16 protein-coding genes and 2 pseudogenes are annotated in these 17,177 nt (G+C 64.7%); 4 read left to right on the forward strand and 14 right to left on the reverse strand.

Annotation, left to right across the window (positions count from 1 at the left end; all coding sequences use genetic code 11):
- Positions 1-131: 131 nt before the first annotated feature.
- Together G1H10_RS30810 and G1H10_RS30815 are read left to right on the forward strand one after the other, a co-directional pair.
- Complete coding sequence (locus G1H10_RS30810; RefSeq protein WP_163745112.1) at positions 132-1,970, forward strand: flavin-containing monooxygenase; 1,839 nt, start codon at positions 132-134, stop codon at positions 1,968-1,970.
- A 3-nt stretch (positions 1,971-1,973) separates the two neighbouring features.
- A complete protein-coding gene (locus G1H10_RS30815; protein ID WP_163745113.1) occupies positions 1,974-3,017 on the forward strand; it encodes an SMP-30/gluconolactonase/LRE family protein in 1,044 nt (347 codons plus the stop codon).
- 12 nt (positions 3,018-3,029) lie between these two features.
- On the opposite strand, the gene G1H10_RS30820 is transcribed toward G1H10_RS30815, so the two are convergent.
- The 14 genes and pseudogenes from G1H10_RS30820 to G1H10_RS30885 form a co-directional block, all read right to left on the reverse strand.
- A complete protein-coding gene (locus G1H10_RS30820; protein WP_163745114.1) occupies positions 3,030-4,046 on the reverse strand; it encodes an SDR family NAD(P)-dependent oxidoreductase in 1,017 nt (338 codons plus the stop codon).
- A gap of 73 nt (positions 4,047-4,119) precedes the next feature.
- The gene (locus G1H10_RS30825; RefSeq protein WP_216853833.1) at positions 4,120-5,256 is read right to left on the reverse strand and encodes a glycerate kinase; all 1,137 of its coding nucleotides are present in this window, start codon (positions 5,254-5,256) and stop codon (positions 4,120-4,122) included.
- 46 nt (positions 5,257-5,302) lie between these two features.
- The gene (locus G1H10_RS30830; protein WP_163745116.1) at positions 5,303-6,190 is read right to left on the reverse strand and encodes a 2-hydroxy-3-oxopropionate reductase; all 888 of its coding nucleotides are present in this window, start codon (positions 6,188-6,190) and stop codon (positions 5,303-5,305) included.
- Between the two features lie 69 nt (positions 6,191-6,259).
- On the reverse strand, positions 6,260-7,045 hold the full coding sequence (locus G1H10_RS30835) for a FadR/GntR family transcriptional regulator (RefSeq protein WP_163745117.1): 786 nt from the start codon (positions 7,043-7,045) through the stop codon (positions 6,260-6,262).
- 216 nt (positions 7,046-7,261) lie between these two features.
- Complete coding sequence (locus tag G1H10_RS30840; protein ID WP_163745118.1) at positions 7,262-8,020, reverse strand: carbohydrate ABC transporter permease; 759 nt, start codon at positions 8,018-8,020, stop codon at positions 7,262-7,264.
- A gap of 167 nt (positions 8,021-8,187) precedes the next feature.
- Positions 8,188-9,126, reverse strand: coding sequence for a carbohydrate ABC transporter permease (locus G1H10_RS30845; RefSeq protein ID WP_163745119.1), 939 nt, complete (start codon positions 9,124-9,126; stop codon positions 8,188-8,190).
- On the reverse strand, positions 9,123-10,445 hold the full coding sequence (locus G1H10_RS30850) for an ABC transporter substrate-binding protein (RefSeq protein WP_163745120.1): 1,323 nt from the start codon (positions 10,443-10,445) through the stop codon (positions 9,123-9,125). Before G1H10_RS30850 ends, G1H10_RS30845 begins: the two co-directional genes overlap by 4 nt.
- 748 nt (positions 10,446-11,193) lie before the next feature.
- A pseudogene (locus tag G1H10_RS32610) lies at positions 11,194-11,355 on the reverse strand (glycoside hydrolase family 2 TIM barrel-domain containing protein); the annotation flags it as partial.
- Between the two features lie 103 nt (positions 11,356-11,458).
- Complete coding sequence (locus tag G1H10_RS30860) at positions 11,459-11,728, reverse strand: hypothetical protein (protein ID WP_163745121.1); 270 nt, start codon at positions 11,726-11,728, stop codon at positions 11,459-11,461.
- A gap of 233 nt (positions 11,729-11,961) precedes the next feature.
- Complete coding sequence (locus tag G1H10_RS30865; protein WP_163745122.1) at positions 11,962-13,227, reverse strand: MFS transporter; 1,266 nt, start codon at positions 13,225-13,227, stop codon at positions 11,962-11,964.
- Between the two features lie 60 nt (positions 13,228-13,287).
- A complete protein-coding gene (locus G1H10_RS30870; protein ID WP_163745123.1) occupies positions 13,288-13,698 on the reverse strand; it encodes a VOC family protein in 411 nt (136 codons plus the stop codon).
- Positions 13,699-13,769: 71 nt separating this feature from the next.
- A pseudogene (locus G1H10_RS30875) lies at positions 13,770-14,042 on the reverse strand (helix-turn-helix transcriptional regulator); the annotation flags it as partial.
- A gap of 355 nt (positions 14,043-14,397) precedes the next feature.
- Complete coding sequence (locus G1H10_RS30880; protein ID WP_163745124.1) at positions 14,398-14,718, reverse strand: hypothetical protein; 321 nt, start codon at positions 14,716-14,718, stop codon at positions 14,398-14,400.
- Positions 14,719-14,955: 237 nt separating this feature from the next.
- A complete protein-coding gene (locus tag G1H10_RS30885) occupies positions 14,956-15,600 on the reverse strand; it encodes a TetR/AcrR family transcriptional regulator (RefSeq protein WP_163745125.1) in 645 nt (214 codons plus the stop codon).
- A 145-nt stretch (positions 15,601-15,745) separates the two neighbouring features.
- Here G1H10_RS30885 and G1H10_RS30890 point away from each other — a divergent pair, with 145 nt between their 5' ends.
- Entirely contained in the window at positions 15,746-16,525 is a 780-nt protein-coding gene (locus G1H10_RS30890) for a glucose 1-dehydrogenase (protein ID WP_163745126.1), read from the forward strand.
- On the forward strand, positions 16,522-16,998 hold the full coding sequence (locus G1H10_RS30895; protein WP_163745127.1) for a nitroreductase/quinone reductase family protein: 477 nt from the start codon (positions 16,522-16,524) through the stop codon (positions 16,996-16,998). The genes G1H10_RS30890 and G1H10_RS30895 overlap by 4 nt, the downstream gene beginning before the upstream one ends.
- The last annotated feature ends 179 nt before the right edge of the window (positions 16,999-17,177 follow it).

Genomic DNA, 17,177 nt, shown 5'->3' on the forward strand with positions numbered 1-17,177 from the left:
ACCGTTACTTTGAGGTCGGGTTTGTGGGTGTAACCAAGTCCGCGGGGGTCCAGGCTCGGGCGTGCCCGAGCCTGGACCCCTTCTGTGTTCGACGAAAGGCCGCCGCTTTGCCCCTCCCCCTCCCCCACGCGATGTCCCAGTCCATCGGCCTCGGGTTCGACCCGGATGAATTGCGCGAGAAGTACCGTCGGGAGCGCGACCGTCGGCTCCGCCCGGACGGCAATACGCAGTACCGACGTGCGGCCGGAGAATTCGGGTACTACGCGAAGGACCCGTACACGCCGCGCGTCGAGCGCGAGCCTCTGACGGACCGGGTCGAAGTCCTGGTCGTCGGCGGTGGTTTCGGCGGGCTGCTGACCGGAGCCCGGCTACGCGAGGCCGGTGTCGACTCGGTACGCATGCTCGATGAGGCCGGAGACTTCGGTGGCACATGGTATTGGAACCGGTATCCGGGGATCCAATGCGACATCGAGTCGTACGTGTACATGCCGCTGCTGGAAGAGGTCGGCTATGTTCCCGAGTGGCGTTACGCACCGGGTGAGGAGATCCGCCGCCACGCCGTGGCGATCGGCCGGCATTACGGGCTGTATCGGGACGCGGTGTTCCACACGCGCGTCACCAGGCTGCGCTGGGATGAGGACGCAGCCGAGTGGTCCGTGGACACCGACCGTGGCGACGCGATGCGCGCGCGCTATGTGGTCGTCTCTTCCGGCACGCTCAGCCAGCCCAAGCTGCCCGGCATCCCCGGCATCGAGGAATTTCGCGGACACACCTTCCATACCAGCCGCTGGGACTACGGCTACACGGGCGGCACCCAAGACGGCGGTCTGACCGGACTGGCGGACAAGGATGTCGCCGTCGTGGGAACCGGGGCCACCGGCCTGCAGGTGGTACCGCACCTCGCCCGCGACGCCCGGCGTCTGTACGTGTTCCAACGCACGCCGTCGTCCGTGGACGTGCGTGACAACCGTCCGACGGACCCGGCGTGGGCAGCCTCGCTGCCGCCAGGGTGGCAGCGAGAGCGGATGGAGAATTTCCTCGCCGTCGTCTCGGGAGAAAACGTCGAGCATGACCTGGTGCACGACGGATGGACGGCCACGGCACGGCTTCAGCGCAAGATGCTGACCGGCGCGGTCGACACCACGCTCGATCCGGAGGAACGCGAGCGCCTCGATGAGCTGGCCGATTTCGTCAAGATGAACGAGATCCGTGCGCGCGTCGACGAGATCGTCAACGATCCGAGCACGGCCGAGTCTCTCAAGCCCTGGTACCGCTACATGTGCAAGCGTCCCGGGTTCAGCGACGAGTACCTGCAAGCCTTCAACATGCCGAGCGTCACGCTCGTCGACACGGCCGACCACGGCGGCGTCACGCGCATGACCGAAAGCGCCGTCGTCGTCGGCGACGCAGAGTACGAGGTCGACTGCGTCATCTTCGCCACCGGGTTCGAAACAGGCGTCTCCGGTGTTCTGTCCGGCACATTGCCGGTCTACGGGCGAGGCGGGACGCCGCTGCTGGAGACCTGGGCTCGTGGCCCCCGCACACTGCACGGCTTCTACACCCACGGATACCCGAACCTGTTCCACCTGGGATCGCTGCAGAACGCCAACTCGGTCAACTTCGTGCACATCCTGCAGGAGCAGGCCGGTCATATCGCTGCCGTCATCGCCGCGGCGCGCAAGACCGGGGCCCGGTATATCGAGCCGACGCCCGAGGCGGAAGAGGCCTGGTGCACGACGATCCGCGAATCAGCGACCGACAACTCCGCGTTCCTCGCGGAGTGCACACCCGGCTACTACAACGCCGAGGGGACACGGCGGCAAGCGACGACCTCTTACAGCCCCGGGCCCGTCGCGTTCCACCGGATACTCGCCGCATGGCGAGAGGGCGATCTGAGCGACGTACTCGTCACCGACACCAGCGGGATACCCGCCGCCACCACGAACCTGCACGATCACGAGGAGGGCTGACGCGTGAACGCCGATCGTTCGACTCGATGCCACGCACGTCGCAGGCGGGCCGTGGCCGTGGTCGGCCTGGGTATCGCCCTCACCGGATGCGCCGCGTCGCCAACGCAGGACTCGTCCACATCCCAGGACTCCGTCGCCCCTGCGGGTGTGGCCGAGCGCGTCCTCCAGCTGACCTCGGTACATGAGGAGACCGGGATGACGTTACTCGAGGGGCCGACCTTCGACCACGACGGCACGCTCTATGTCGTCGACGTCGCCGCGCCCGCGGGAGAACCCAAGCTCATAGCGGTGGATCTTGACTCCCATGACGCCACCCCGATCTTCACCGACAACACCGGGGCATACACCTCGGCCCAGTTCAGCCCGTACGACGGGCGCCTCTACCTGACCGACTACTCCGGCGGCCGGATCATCAGCCTCACCGCGGACGGCGACGACCCGCGGACGTTCGCCGAGGGACCCATCAACGGCAGGCCGATGCAGCCGGACGACATCGCATTCGACACCGATGGGAACCTGTTCGTGACCGATTCGGCGCCGGCCAGCTACCCGACGGGTGAGGCGTCGGGCCGGGTGCTGCGGTTCGACCGGGAGACGGCCGAGCCCACCGTCCTCGCGACAAGCCTCCCCAACCCCAACGGGATCTCGTTCACCCTCGGCTACGACGCACTATGGGTAAGTCAGCTCGACGCGAACCGCATCGACCACCTCAAACTCAACGACGACCGCACGGCCGTGGTCAGCGGCCATACCGCGGTCCATGTCGATGGCGGGACGACTCAGACCGACTCGAACGCCGTCGATGCGTCGGGGAACATCTACCAGGGAGTGCATGGCAAACCGACGATCATGGTCTATAGTCCCGAAGGCATGCACCTGACCACGGTCACCGTCCCCAGCAAGGACGCCGACCTCGAGTCAGCGACCAACATCGCGATCCGGCCAGGCACGACCGACGCCTACATGACGGTCAGCGGACCCGCCGGCGGCTTCATCTATCAGTTCGAAGCGCTGGATATAGGCGTCCGCCAGTCAAACGGCGGGTGAGACTCGCCCGGCTTACTGAACGGACCAGCCACCGTCGGACGGCAGAACCACCCCATTGATGTTGGAAGCCTCGTCGGACAACAGGAAGGCTATCGACGCAGCCAGTTCCTCCGCGGTCGCTAACGCCGGGATCTGGCTCTGGAACGGTCGAAGTCTCGCGGCGCCCTTTTCGGACACGTTCGGCGGGAACGACATGCCGGTGGCGACCCCGCCCGGTGCGACGGCGTTCACTCGAATGCCATCGGGACCATACATAAAGGCGGCGGAGCGGGTGAGGCCGATGATGCCGTGCTTGGAGACGGTGTAGGCATTCCCAGACGCGTTGCCACGAAGGGCCGCTTCGGAGGCGACATTGACGACGGAACCGCGACCTTGCTCGAGCAGCATCGGCAGTACCGCGCGGGTGAGTTTGAATGCGCCAGTGAGGTTGACGCGCAAGACACGGTCCCACATCGCATCCGTGGTCTCATGCAGGGGCGAGAAGTCATCGTTGATCCCGGCGACGTTCGCGAGACCGTCGATCCGCATGTCGGCTGCGGCGACGATCTCGTCGATGCTCCGCTGGTCCGTGATGTCGCCGGCCACGGGCACGATGGTCTCTCCGTCTGTATGCGCGGCGACCAAGCCCTCGAGACTGTCAGCGCTGATATCGACCGCGACCACATGTCCGCCTTCACGGGCGACACGCGATGCGGTGGCATAGCCGATTCCAGAAGCCGCTCCGGTGACGATAACCGTCCTACCCGCGAACCGACCAGGCGTCACAACCTCGCGCCGGCTCACCTCGTCATCCTCGGTGGGCATCTGACCGTCGTTCACCGTCAGAACCAGCTCGTCAACGACCTCTTGCGGCATCTTTCCCCGACTGAGTGCGACCAGCTGTTGTAGCGGCAATCCCCGCACGGAACCGAGCTTTGACTCATCGACGCCTGCCCGTGACAGAAGCCCGCGAACAAGCTCACCTCCGACGGGGTGGTCGAGCCACTGGCCTATCGTGCTGTTCGCCGTAAGGGCCGTCAAACCAGCCATGATTCCTTCTCTCGATATCCGGGTGCTTGGGTGAACGTCGTCATCCACAGATGCATGTGTCAGCTGGCTGTCACTACTGAGGCTGTGTCTGGTCCCGTTTCTCATGAGTGCTCTGATCACTCATGTGGTTCGCCAGGGCTGCTCCTGCGAGTTCGGCGAAATGCTCTGGATCTGACATGGCGGCCGCTGCCGATCCGGCGATGCGGGTGAGATCCACGGTCGCGCCATCGTGGCCGGATTGGACGCTGCCCGCGATGATCGCCAGTGGGAGTCCTTTCTCGGAGGCCAGCGCCGCGAGGGTTCCCACGACCTTTCCTGACGACGATTGCGAGTCGAACCGGCCTTCTCCGGTGATGAGGATGTCTGCGTCGTCCAGTGCGCGGGTCAGGCCAGTCTTATCGGCGACGTACTCGGCCCCGGGGACGATGTCGAGGTCCCAGATGGACGCGAGGCCGAATGCCGTTCCGCCGGCGGCCCCCATGCCCGGCCGCGATGGGTCAGACCTCAGCTCTCGGGCGAGGTTCTGCAGCCCTCGCTCGAAGCGCTCCGCCGTGGCCGGTGCGATCCCCTTCTGTGGACCGAATACCGCTGTGGCACCTGATGGGCCCAGGAGGGGCGCGGTGACGTCAGTCAGAAGGGTGACGCCCCCGGGAGGCGCCGAAGGAACGTGATCCAGATCCACGGACGCCAGCGAGAGAAGACCTTCGGCGCCGTCGGGGACGGTATCGCCGTGACCGTCGAGGAGGTCCGCACCGAGTGCGCGCAGGACGCCCGCACCGCCGTCGTTGGAGGCTGAGCCGCCGAGGCAGAGGATCAAGCTCGTGACCCCCTCACGCAACGCGGCGTCGATGACCATCCCGAATCCGCGGGTCGAAGCGGCCCTTGGATCGAGTCGTTCCATGAGCGTGATGCCGCTCATGTGGGCAAGCTCGATGACCCCCGTGCCGTCGGGCAGCCGGAGCCACGAAGAGTCGCGGAGCCGGCCGTCCGGTCCAGGAACGTCGGACACACTGCACCAACGAGCTCCTGCGACAGCTCGTGCGATGATCTCGGCTGTACCCTCACCGCCATCGGCCTGCGGATAACACATGACCGTGTCACCCGGACGCGTCGCCGCCCAGCCGCGAGCGATCGCGTTGGCAGCGATGTCGGCCGACATGGATCCCTTGTAGCTGTCGGGCGCGATCACCACCTGAAGACGGTCCGACACGTCGTGCTCCTCTGCCACGTCGAAGTGTGACAGGATCGTCGCCCGCTCAGTTCGACGCCGAGCGACCGGAGAGCTGCTCGATCTGAACGAGCAAGGCGGAGTGGTCCAGGGAGCCATGGCCCTGCGCACGCAACGACCCCATGAGCGTCGCTGCAAGTGCGCCCAGAGGAATGGCGACACCCGCTTCTCGCGCCGCGGCCGTCACAATGCCGAGATCCTTGTGATGCAGGTCCACCCGGAAGCCCGGAGTGAAATCACCGGCCAGCATAGCGGCGGCCTTGCGGTTGAGGATGGCGTTTCCTGCCAGCCCGCCCGCGAGGACCTCCACGGCGCGTTCGCGGTCGACGCTGTGCGCCTCCAGGAACACCAGAGCCTCCGACACCAGCTCGATCGCTCCAGCGACGATGAGCTGGTTCGCGGCTTTGACGGTCTGCCCGGAACCGGCTGGGCCGACGTGCACAACGGTCGCCCCCATCACATCCAGGACCGGTTTGGCCGCCGCGAACGAGTCCGCGTCACCACCGACCATGATGGAGAGCTTGCCGTCGATCGCGCCCTGCTCGCCGCCGCTCACCGGTGCGTCGAGAACCCTGAGTCCTCGGTCGCCTCCCGCTTGCGCGAGCTGACGCGAGAGGTCCGGCCGGATGGTGCTCATGTCGATCACGAGGGTGCCGGCGGTCGCGACGTCGAACACACCGCCCTCCTCCAGCAAAACCCGCTCGACATCTGGCGAGTCCGGGAGCATCGTGATGACCACGTCCGAACCGCTCGCCGCCGCGGCCGCTGATGACACCTTCCGGCCGCCCGCAGCGACCAATGGTTCGACCTTGGACGGTGTGCGGTTGTACCCCACGACATCGAAACCTGCCGTTGCGAGGTTGACGGCCATGGGCGCGCCCATGACACCTAGACCGATGAATCCGATGGTCGTCATCCGACGGCTCCTCCAAATTGGTCCAACCACTTGGCCAATGCGGACTTTACGGGGACGCTCGGCGGGCTGTCAACCGTGCCCAGGCACATCACCCCGCGAGACGTCCGCCCCGAGACCACCGTCCGCGTGCTCGATCTCGGCCAGTAGGGCCGTCTCGATCGCGCTCATGTGCATCGCCATCATCTGGCTGGCACGGCGGGCATCGCCCTGCTTGATCGCCCGGAAGACATGCCGGTGGTGCTCCAAGTACTGCTCGGCCGCGCCGACGTTCGCGCGCGAGCGCTGCTTGAGCTCGCTCCAGGTCTGCTCATGCATGAGATCCACGAGCATCTGCTCCTGAGCGAGCAGGACCCCGTTATGCGACGCTGCCGCCACGGCCAGGTGGAAGGCGCTGTCCACCTGGCTCACGTCGCCGCCCTCCCGGATCAGCCTGGCCTGCTCGATGATCGACTCCTCCATCGCCTCCAGGTCACTCGGATGGTGCGACGTGGCCGCGTGCTCGGCACACACCGGCTCGAGGGCACTACGGGCGACCATCAGATCCAGCGGGCTGTGCTCGCCGATCACGGCCGCATGCGCACGCAGCATCGCGGCATCCGAACCGCTCTGCTGCGTCACGTATGTGCCGCTGCCCGTGCGGACATCGACCACACCGGCGTGCTCCAGCACCCGAATCGCCTCGCGCAATGAGCCTCTGCTCACCTGCAGCTGATTGGCCAGGACGCGCTCAGCCGGCAGTGACGTACCGGGCGGGAACTTGCCGGAACGGATACTCGCGAGGATCTGGTCCACCACGGAGGTGTAGACCCGTGACCTCTCGACAGCGTGGAACGCACGCTCATCTGTCTGCGCCATCGGCACGCCCCTCTCTTCTCTCTTCAGCAACAATACGGCGGGTCGGCCACCAGGCAACGCTCGTGGATGCACTCCACCCATCGAACAGTTGGATAGGTGGCCTGACCAATTCGCCGTGTGCCGTATCGCCGAGAGACGCCCGCACGACGGGCACCCGACCACAGCCCGGCGCGAAGACCAGCTCGTAGGTCAGCGCCGGGCCATACGCCGCCCCCTCTACTTCAAGCCTCCCGCGCCAAGGCCCTGGATGATGTGCTTCTGCGCGAGCAGATAGAAGATGACGACAGGGACGATCGATATCGCCGTCGCGGCCAGCAGGACCTGCTGCTGTGGGGTTTCGACCGACACGAAACTCATCAGACCCCTTTGCACGGGCATCAGTGAGTCGCTGTCGAACAACACCAGCGCCATGAGGTACTCATTCCAGACCTGAAGCCCTTGGATTACGGCAACGGCGGCCAGGCCCGGCCGCGCAAGGGGGAGGATCACGCTGACGAACGTCCGGAGTGCCGATGCTCCATCGATCGCCGCCGCCTCCTCCAACTCTGGAGACAGGCTCACGAAGAAACTGCGCATGATGAGCGTTGACATCGGGATCCCGGCGGTGACCAGGATGAAGATATATCCGAGACGGCTATCGGTCAGGCCGAATGAGAGCAGCAGTTTATACTGTGTAATGAACATCGCCGGCGCCGGAATGACCATCACGGCCAGGATCAGCAGCGTGAAAAACGCCTTGCCACTAAACTCGATCCGGGCGAGCGCGTAGCCGGCAAGACTCGCGACCGCTAAGATCAACGCGACACTGGTCAGAGTATAAAAGAGACTGTTTCCCAAGTAGACGGCGAGATTTCCGTCCACCCAACCCGTGACGTAGTTCGTCCACTGCGGCGCTTCAGGAAAGAACGTCTCGCCGCTGTACAATTCCTCGGCGGTCTGCAACGATCCGGACAGCAGCCAGATGATCGGAAACATCGCGATCAGGGTCGCGGTTCCGAGTAGCCCGAACAGGCCCACACGTGCCGGAGTGATCCGGCGTCTCCGGCTCGGCCTCTCGCCTCCCGGTTGCTGTACGGCGTCCCCAGAGTGCATATGCGTTGCCCGCGATGCCATCGTGACCGATCCTCGAGTTCGCCTATCGCTCATCGACGCAACCGCCTTCCAGCGACTGCTAGCTGTACCAGCGCCAAGACGACGAGTGCGCCGCCGAACAGCACGGACATCGCGGCAGCGGTGCCATAGCGGTTGTTTGTGAACGCTTCGATGTAGATGTGCAGCGTGGGCACCATCGTGTTGTAGCCCGGCCCGCCGTAGGTGAGCACCTGGACGGTGCCGAAGATCTGCAGCGCCGCGAGAAGCGTGAGCACGCTCACGATGGAGGTGACGGGTGCCAATTGCGGCCAAGTGACGTAGCGAAACTTCGCCCAGCTTCGAGCGCCGTCGAGGCTCGCTGCCTCGTATAGCTCCCTGGGGATGTCCTGAAGGCCCGCGAGGAACAGAATGAAGGCGAATCCCCAGTGGTACCAGACGAACGTGGCGGCCACCGAGAGCAGGGCTGTGGAGGGGTCGCCGAGCCAGTTCTGTTGTAAGTTCTCCAAGCCCACGGCCCCGAGCAATGTGTTCAGGATGCCGACGCGTGGCTGGAATATCCAGAGGAACATCGTGCCGACAACGACCACAGAAAAGACACCCGGGAGGTAGAAGGCCGTACGGAAGAACGCCTGACCGCGCTTGACGCGGGTCACCGCCAATGCCATCACAAGGGCGACGCTGTTGCCCACAACGAAGCCGATCAGCCCGAACGCGAGCACATTCCTCATCGACGCCCAGAAGATCTCGTCCTGCAGGACCCTGTCGTAGTTTTCGAAGCCAACGAACGGTATATCGGGACTGATGCCGTCCCAACTCTGGAAGCTGAGCAGGATTGCTTGGAAAAACGGGACGATCGTGAAGGTCGCGATCAACGCCACCGCAGGCAGCAAGAACAGCCAGCCAATCAGGTTCTTGCGATGCTTTGCACGTATCCTGCGACGCGGCACCGCAGAAGTCCCGACACGCGTGTGTCTAAGCTGTGTCGTCACGAACTCTGGTCCTGAGCAGCCTGGACTTGGGCAAGCGCCTCCTCAACGGATATCTCGCCCAGGACAAGACTCTGAGAAGCACGCGCTATCGCATCCTCCACGTCGGCAGCCATGAATGCACCAGGGAGGACTTGTGCGTCTTCGGCGAGAGCGGCGAAGCCTTCCAATTCAGGTGAGATACTTCCGCTGTCAAGCAACTCGGCACTCGTCGGGATCATGCCGACCTCGTCAGAGAAGACCTGCTGCTGCTCTGGCTCGGTCAGCCATCTGGCGAAGGCGAGGGCCTCCTCCGGGTGTTCGCCCTTCGGGTTCACGACTGCGCCCCGGCCTCGGCGCGCGACCGCACGGGGCTCATGAGTGCCGTTGTCCGCGGCGGGCACGCCCGTGGAGAAGTACTCGGTGAACTCGGGCGCCGTAGCGCGTTGGACACCGATGCCGAACGTCCCGTCGAAGATCGCTTCGACATCGCGGACGTTGAAGAACGACTGCTCCACCCCCGGGTTGTCCTCGGTGCCACCGGGGATCTCGTCGCTCGCAATAACGCCCGCATCCCGAAGGTCGATCAACAGTTGGAACGTATCGCGCCATGCGTCGGTCTCCCAGCCGGCATCGCCTGCCAGGGTTGCCTCGAGCTCCTCATCGGTCATGAAGTTGGACGCATAGCTCATCAGCAGCCGCGGCGTCAGCGAGGCGGCGACGGAGAACTGGGCGTCTTCCTCGCTCAATCTCGCCGTGAACTCACTCATCGTCTCTGGCGGCGCGTCGGGGCTGATCCCCGTCGACTCCGCGACGAGCATGGCGTACAGGGCCGTTTCCCAATGGACGGAGTAGATGCCTTCGGGGACGCCGAGGTTGTTACCGTCGGCGAATCGCCACAGATCGACGGCGGCGGGGCTGAAAGTCTCTTCCCACTCGCCGTCGAGCTCGGAGGTCAGTTCCATGGCCCAGCCGGCATTGAAATACGGAGCCATCTCGAACGGATCCGTCGCTGAGTAGAGATCCGGCATCCTGTCCGCCTGCGCCCTGGACTGGAGATCCTGCAGGTAGTTCCCAGGGCCAGGGGATTCGATGGTGACGCTGACGCCGGTCTGTTCTTCGTAGTCGGCGGCGAGCGCGGTCAGGGTCTCCTCCTGGCCGCGAGACTGGTTGAAGAAGAGGAGTTCGACTTGTCCGTCGGAGTCGTCTTGTCCGGCGGAATTGTCGCCGGACGACGAGCCGCACCCGTTAAGCAGGAGCGCCGCGACGAGCATGAAGCCTGCCACGGCCGGCGCCCGGCGGTGACGTGGCCGTACGTGGACTGCTGTGGGCTGAGTGCGCATAGTCCTCACCTTTGATCGACTATCGAAACTGGTTCCCCACTCGCCGTGGCAAATCGGTCGCCACGTAAGGGGCCTATCTGCTCTCTGGGTGCCCGCAGTACGTGGCGGCGACCGCGCTGGCGTCGCACACGCGGAATGGCTTCCGCCGCCACGCTTCTCTCAGGCCCCTCAATACCACCTCTCTCGAGAATTGGTCCAACCACCTGCTCAGTGGGTGGGAGTCTAGAGACGCAAAGCCACGCGCGTCAAGAGGGTGGCGCACAGTGATTTCGTAGCGCACAAACCCCTTTTGACGTGCACTAACCCTTATACACACGCCAAACAGGTGCTCGGCGACCGGGACGCCGAGCACCACAGCATGGCCTGCCCGAACCCTTACTTAGGTCAAGCGATCTGACCAAAAATGATTTTCCGCATTACGGATAACGCTCATCGTACGCCGCCTGCCGGTCGCGACTCGGCCAACACTGACGTCCCACTGCCATGCCTGCCAAATGATGCCGTTGATGGCGAAACCGACGCATACTACCCATTCGTGGAAGGTCGCGACATGGTGTCGGCAACCTGGCTGGAATGGCCTCGAGGGGTCGGGCGCCTACTGCGGTGCGGGCATGCGCGTGCCGACTCTCGCCCACCGGGCACGAGGGTCTGGGCCCGCGGCCTTCGGTACCCGGACCCGGGTTAACACACCCTTCTTGTTGCCGTGGACGCGATGGATGCCGTTCGCGGTGCGGAAGTCGGCGACGTATCAGACATGCTCGCCCACGAACGCCTCGATGCGGTCGAAGACCCGGTGATGCATCTCGAGGAATGAGACCTGATACTCCTCGGTCCACGGGATGTCCCAGACCGAGTGCAGGCCGGGAACCGCGTCGGCGCCGTACTCGGTCATCATGATCGGCTTGTGGTGGTTTTTGCCAGTAGCGGTCGACGATTACATCGGCGCAGGTACTTCTGCTGGCGACGCCTGTCCCCGCTGGGCGTGAGAGTACCCGCCGGGATCGTGGTGTTGGTCAGCTCTTCTTCACCCCGACGGTCAGCCGGAGCTCCTCCCCTGTCGCCACCACATCGATGATATCCGTCTCGAACGGCGTGTGGTCACACTCATGCCCGGCCACGAGCACGTCGTCGACGTAAACCCTTCTCGCGTGCGTAGCCGCCCCCAGCGTGGAGTCGAGCGGGCCACTCCATGCTGCCTCGGCGAGGGCGGCATCGACGGCGAAGCGCCATACACCGTCCAGGTTGACCAGGTCTCGGGTCGCAGTGGCTCGAGGCTTCAACATCAACTATCTCCTTGCAGCGTGAACAGTGAGAGCATTGCGAAGAGCCGCACGTACGAAGCGTCCTGACTCTTGTCCAGGACACGAGCGATCAGTGCGGTGAAGGCTCCGCACGCGAACCCGGAACATGCATGATCATGCGAGTCCCTACGCAGTCGGAACGGGAGTCGGCGGGACGCACCCCATGACGTGACCGGGAATCGGTCGAGATGGTAGGTCGACCACCGGCCCCGTCGTCATGTCGTCACCCCGGGCGGGCCGGAATCCGCTCCACGATCCCGGAGGACGGCCCGTGCCGCGATGGGCAGGAGCAGGAGCGTCAACACACCGGACAGCACGAGTCCCCCAGTGATTCCGGACAGCACAATCAGTGGCCCGCCCAGGACCAGGCCGAGTGGTGCGGCCACCGCCGCGCCGGTTGTCCAGAGCGTGACGACCTGCTGTTGCTCACCCGAAGCGAGTCCCGATTGCAGGAAGCTGTACGCGACAGGCGTGAACGGCGCCCACACGAGGCCGCCCAGGCCGAAGGCGAGAGCGGCGAGAGCGAGGTCGTCGACGAACGCGAGCACGATCGGGCACATCGCCCACAGGCCGATGATCGCAATCAACACTCGGCGCTGATCAAGGTTGCGCAACTGGTTCACGAGTGCCGCGCCCAGGAACGCACCGAGACCCAGCGCTCCCCACATCAAGCCCAGTCCGGACGCGTCGGCGTCCAGGTCCTGCTGTACGTACAGAGGAAGCGCCACCTCGATGGGCATGTAGAAGAAGTTGAAGAAGAAGACGACGATCAGCAACCGCGCCGCGACCGTTCGCCGTCGCAAGATGCGCCAGCCCGATTCGTGGGCGTGCGGATGACGAAGCGCGTCACGGTTGTGGACGGTCCGGGGAACGGATATCACAACGGCGGCCAGCAAGATCAGTGCACCGCACGCGTCGAAGAAGAGCACGACGCCTGCGCTGGTCGAGGCGACGATCACCCCGCCCAGCACCGGTCCCACGATGTACAACGCGAACGTGGAGGTCAGGCCGAGCAAGCCGTTCACCGCGAACCGCCCGTCCTCGCCCGCCATGGATGTCGCGAGCAGCCGCCTGCAACTGGATCCGGCCATACGGAATGTCGCGCCGAAGAGCAGGCCGACGATCAACACCGGAAGCGTCAGGTGCCCGGTGACGGCAACGATGCCGAGACCGGCGAACGTCAGCGACCGCAGCACGCAGTCGGCGATCAGCAGAGTCCGAGGCGGCACCCTCACCCGCCCCAGCCCGATAGCCAGCGCCAAGATCGTGGACAGCACGAAAGGTGCCGCCTCGACCAGACCGATCGCGATAGCGCTGGGGACGCTGCCGTGGATGGATAGCGTCTGCACCGGCATGGCGACGATGATCATGCCTGTGCCCACGTTGGCGAGCAGGTCGCCCAGCAGGAGACCTGCCACCTGCCGGTTACGCAGGACCTCGCGGTAAGTCCGGTTCGCAGGTTGCGCCGCTACCGTGGACATGTCAAGAGGTCCGCCCGCTGAGTACGCGTCTTCTTCCAGTCATCGCAGTTCCGGAACGGGTCAGCCCCGCTGGTTGATCCGGATATGGTTGCCCGCGGGATCGCGGAAGGCGCAATCGCGCACCCCATATGGCTGGTCGGTCGGCTCTTGGATGACCTCGGCGCCACTAGCCTGCAGCCGATCGAACGTGGCGTCGACGTCGGACGTGGCCAGGAGGATCCAGCCGTAGGTACCTTTGGCCATCATCTCGACGATCGTGCGGCCCTCGTCGTCCGTGATGCCTGGGTCAGCGGCCGGTGGAGCCAGAAGGATGGATGTGTCCGGCTGGCCGGCCGGGCCGACCGTGATCCAACGCATGTTGCCTTGTCCGACATCACTGCGGACCTCGAAGCCGAGGACGTCTCGATAGAACGCCAGCGAAGCTTCCGGGTCGTCGTGCGGAAGATAACTCGTTTGAATAGTGATATCCATGGCGATCACACTCGTTGGAGCTCGTCGGCCGGTGCTCCTGCGTGCCTGATCGGTGTCGTCGACTGCTCTGCACCGATCGCCATCGCCGCGATCGCGTGCTCCGCGCGTCGCTTCACCAGATAGGAGTACGGTGACGCGCCGTACGCGCGTCGGAATTCGCGGCAGAGGTGTCCGACCGACATGCGCACGCCATCGGCGAGCACCACGACATCCAGTGGCTGTGCGTACTCGCGATCGAGCCGGTCCCGGACCCGCCGCATGAGTGCGAGGTCACGCAACCGTTGCGGGACGCCCTCCTTGTGAACGGCGGGTTGCTGCCGTACATCCACCCTGGTTAAGCACATGATGTGTCTCCTTCTCGGGCCGACCGGGTCCCCAGGAGCGCAACGAGAGGGGTTGCTTACCCGTCCTGGGAACGAGTCCCGCTTCACCCCTGATCGTTCATGGCGGCCACAATAGCTGCCGCCTACTGACCAGGGCTTCTCGATTCCTGATCGATCTCGTGAAGCGTTTCGCAAGCACGCTGGCATCCCCCTCCAGCGCGACCGTCGGCTCGCGTCCGAGAACCGGCCGACGACGGGCGTATCAGACAACGGCGCGCAACCATCCCTCGATCAGTCAAGATCGCCAACGTTCGTGCAGTTCAACGTGCTCTGCAGCACGAAAGGCGGACCCAAGACCGCGTCCGGCGAATCGAGGCTAATCGGTAAGCTCCCATGTGATATCCGCTGAGTCTATGTACAGCGCACCCACAAAGAGCACCGTCTGAAAGTCGTTCTCCTGCGGTTCAACGTCCATAGCTGCCTCGTGATCAGCCGGGAGTAGGCCACCAACCGCCGTGATCCGGAAACTCTCCACGTCGCCGGGATCATACGAGAAACTGGCTACACCCTCGATGCTGGTGGTTTCGGTCTCACGAGAACCGGCGGATGGTGATGAGGTGACCGTGACCATAGCGCCAGGTAACGGAATCGATTCGCATGTCGTCTCATCGATGCAGAAGTCCGCCGTGACCTGCACAGTCAGCTCAACTGTCGAGACTGGTGTGCAGGATACCGAAAAAAGCACGAGGGACGGCAAAGCAAGCAGTCTGAGTCGAGACGCCCCGGTCCTGAGCCTGGGGCTCTTGGGCCGCCATCGGCGGTCCCTGCTTCGGCGCTCTCCCAGCGGGACGCCCGCGAACGCCCTCGGGCCGACGGCCTCGATGCTTCGGCAGCCGCTCCTTCGGCGGCGGGACTCAATCGCGGTGGTCGGCGATCATCTGGTTGTGTATGCCCCTGGCCCAGTCACGGCGTACCGGGCGGTGATGGTGCGGACGGCCTCGTCGACCACCTGAACGACGCGTTCGGTGCTCACCTCCCAGCCCGGAACGAGGAGTGTCGGCCAGAAGACGTAATTGGAGATCATGCCCAGGAACTGGGTGGCGGCGAGGTCCACGTCTTCGACTCGTACTGTTCCCGCCTCGTGCTCGGCTAGGAGGTAGCCGCGTACGGACTCGAAGTAGGGCATCTTCCCGCGCGAGAACTGCGCATGGGCCAGCTCGGGGAACCGCGGCAGCTCGGCGATGACGATCCGGAACAGGTCGGTCATCTGGGGCCGGCTCAACAGCTCGGCGTAACGGCGACCGATGATGCTGAGCCCGTCAACGACGTTGCCTGCTGGCGGAGGATCCTCCTCGTCAGCGGTTGACCAGGACTCGGTGACGATAGCGTCGAACAGGGCAGCCTTGCTCGGAAACTGCTTGAACAAGGTGGCCCGCGAGACACCCGAGCGCTCCGCGATCCGCGCCAGCGACGTCCGATCGTAGCCCAACTCGAGGAAGAGTGCGGTCGCGGCCGTCACGATCATCGCGCGCTTCTCCTGGGCGATGCGCTGGTGGTACGTCGGTACGACCCTGCTCATGGATCGAGCATACGAGGTGAGTGGCTTGACTCACCACTGGCGCCGACCTAGTGTAACGGCAGCGGTGAGTCGCTCGACTCACCACCGGCCGGCCGTTCATCGCCGATGATTCAGGTCGGTCACCCACGTACCGAAGGAACATCTCATGAACCGCTTTGACAACCAGACAGTGCTCGTGACTGGTGGGACCGGCGGCCAGGGCTCGAGCCACGTGCGCGCCTTTCACGCGGAGGGAGCCAACGTCGTGATCGGCGGCCTCGACGAGCAACGCGGCGCCGCTCTCGCCGACGAGCTCGGGACCCGCGCTCGCTTCACCCGCCTTGACGTGACCGACCAGAGCTCGTGGTCCGCCGCTGTGCTAGCCGCCGAGAGCGCCTTCGGTGCCCTGAACGTGCTCGTCAACAACGCGGGCGTGCAGAACCCGCCTGCAACAATCGAAAGCACCGACCACGCCACGTGGTCGCGCATCCTCGACGTCAACCTCACAGGGACCTTCCTCGGCATCAAGGTCGCCACCCCCGCTCTGCGCCGCGCAGCAGGAGGAGCCATCGTCAACATCGCGTCGACAATGGGCGTGGGCGGCACTGCTCACTACGCGCCTTACGTCGCCAGCAAGTGGGCCGTGCGAGGCCTCACCAAAACGGCAGCACTCGAGCTCGGCCGCGACCACATCCGGGTGAACACCATCCACCCCGGTGTGATCGCGACCCCCTTCATCCACGAACCAGCAGCTGGCGCCACCGCAGCAATCGCCGACTTCTACTCACCCGAGCCGTTCGCCATCCCCCGGCTCGGGGAGCCGACCGACGTCAGCCGTCTCCTCCTGTTCCTCACGTCATCAGACGCGTCGTTCATCACGGGGTCGGAGTACGTCATCGACGGTGGACTCCTGCTCGGTCCCGCCCTTCAGACCGAGAACGCATGAGTACTCCAGACACGACCGGATCACACGACTCCGCACGAGACACGTCTTTGTCCCACCTGCCCAACCACATCCGACGAGCCATCGAGATCACCCCCGCCGCAGGCACCAGAGAACGGATCATCGACATCACGACGCCGGGGCGCCGCACCGGCCGGCCACGCCGCATCGAGATCTTCTTCTACCGAGCTTCGGGCGCCACCTACCTGTGTAGCGGTGCCGGCGGTGGCGCGACCGATTGGCATGCGAACCTTCTCGCCAATCCCAACTTCACCTTCCACCTGAAGAACGGGATCCGTGCAGATCTGCCTGCACGGGCCGCGCCTGTCACCGACCCAGCTGAACGTCAGGCCGTACTGGAGGAGATCGTCGCGGATCTCAATCAGCCTCACGACCCCGGCACCATCCGGCCGACTCGGCTCGACGACTGGGCCGACAGTCGGCTGATGCGCATCAGCTTCCGCTATCGGCCGTGATCGCGGATCCCTCGACAGATGGCCTACCCCGGGGACTGGGGTGTAGTCGCGGCTAGGGCGTGTCTCCCAATTCTTTCGTTTGGTGTGGTTGATCATGGATGAGTGCTCAGAACTGGTGTGATTTCGGATGAGTTGTGGGAGTTGATCGAGCCGGAGCTGCCATCCCACGTGGGTCGGCG

Source organism: Phytoactinopolyspora halotolerans (assembly GCF_010550675.1).
GTDB lineage: Bacteria > Actinomycetota > Actinomycetes > Jiangellales > Jiangellaceae > Phytoactinopolyspora > Phytoactinopolyspora halotolerans.

Coding starts and splice junctions, on each gene's coding strand:
- G1H10_RS30860 (WP_163745121.1), bottom strand. CDS start 11,728: ATGTTGAAGCCTCGAGCCACTGCGACCCGAGACCTGGTCAACCTGGAC.
- G1H10_RS30840 (WP_163745118.1), bottom strand. CDS start 8,020: ATGTTTCCGATCATCTGGCTGCTGTCCGGATCGTTGCAGACCGCCGAG.
- G1H10_RS30835 (WP_163745117.1), bottom strand. CDS start 7,045: ATGGCGCAGACAGATGAGCGTGCGTTCCACGCTGTCGAGAGGTCACGG.
- G1H10_RS30870 (WP_163745123.1), bottom strand. CDS start 13,698: ATGGATATCACTATTCAAACGAGTTATCTTCCGCACGACGACCCGGAA.
- G1H10_RS30850 (WP_163745120.1), bottom strand. CDS start 10,445: ATGCGCACTCAGCCCACAGCAGTCCACGTACGGCCACGTCACCGCCGG.
- G1H10_RS30820 (WP_163745114.1), bottom strand. CDS start 4,046: ATGGCTGGTTTGACGGCCCTTACGGCGAACAGCACGATAGGCCAGTGG.
- G1H10_RS30865 (WP_163745122.1), bottom strand. CDS start 13,227: ATGTCCACGGTAGCGGCGCAACCTGCGAACCGGACTTACCGCGAGGTC.
- G1H10_RS30895 (WP_163745127.1), top strand. CDS start 16,522: ATGAGTACTCCAGACACGACCGGATCACACGACTCCGCACGAGACACG.
- G1H10_RS30810 (WP_163745112.1), top strand. CDS start 132: ATGTCCCAGTCCATCGGCCTCGGGTTCGACCCGGATGAATTGCGCGAG.
- G1H10_RS30830 (WP_163745116.1), bottom strand. CDS start 6,190: ATGACGACCATCGGATTCATCGGTCTAGGTGTCATGGGCGCGCCCATG.
- G1H10_RS30885 (WP_163745125.1), bottom strand. CDS start 15,600: ATGAGCAGGGTCGTACCGACGTACCACCAGCGCATCGCCCAGGAGAAG.
- G1H10_RS30890 (WP_163745126.1), top strand. CDS start 15,746: ATGAACCGCTTTGACAACCAGACAGTGCTCGTGACTGGTGGGACCGGC.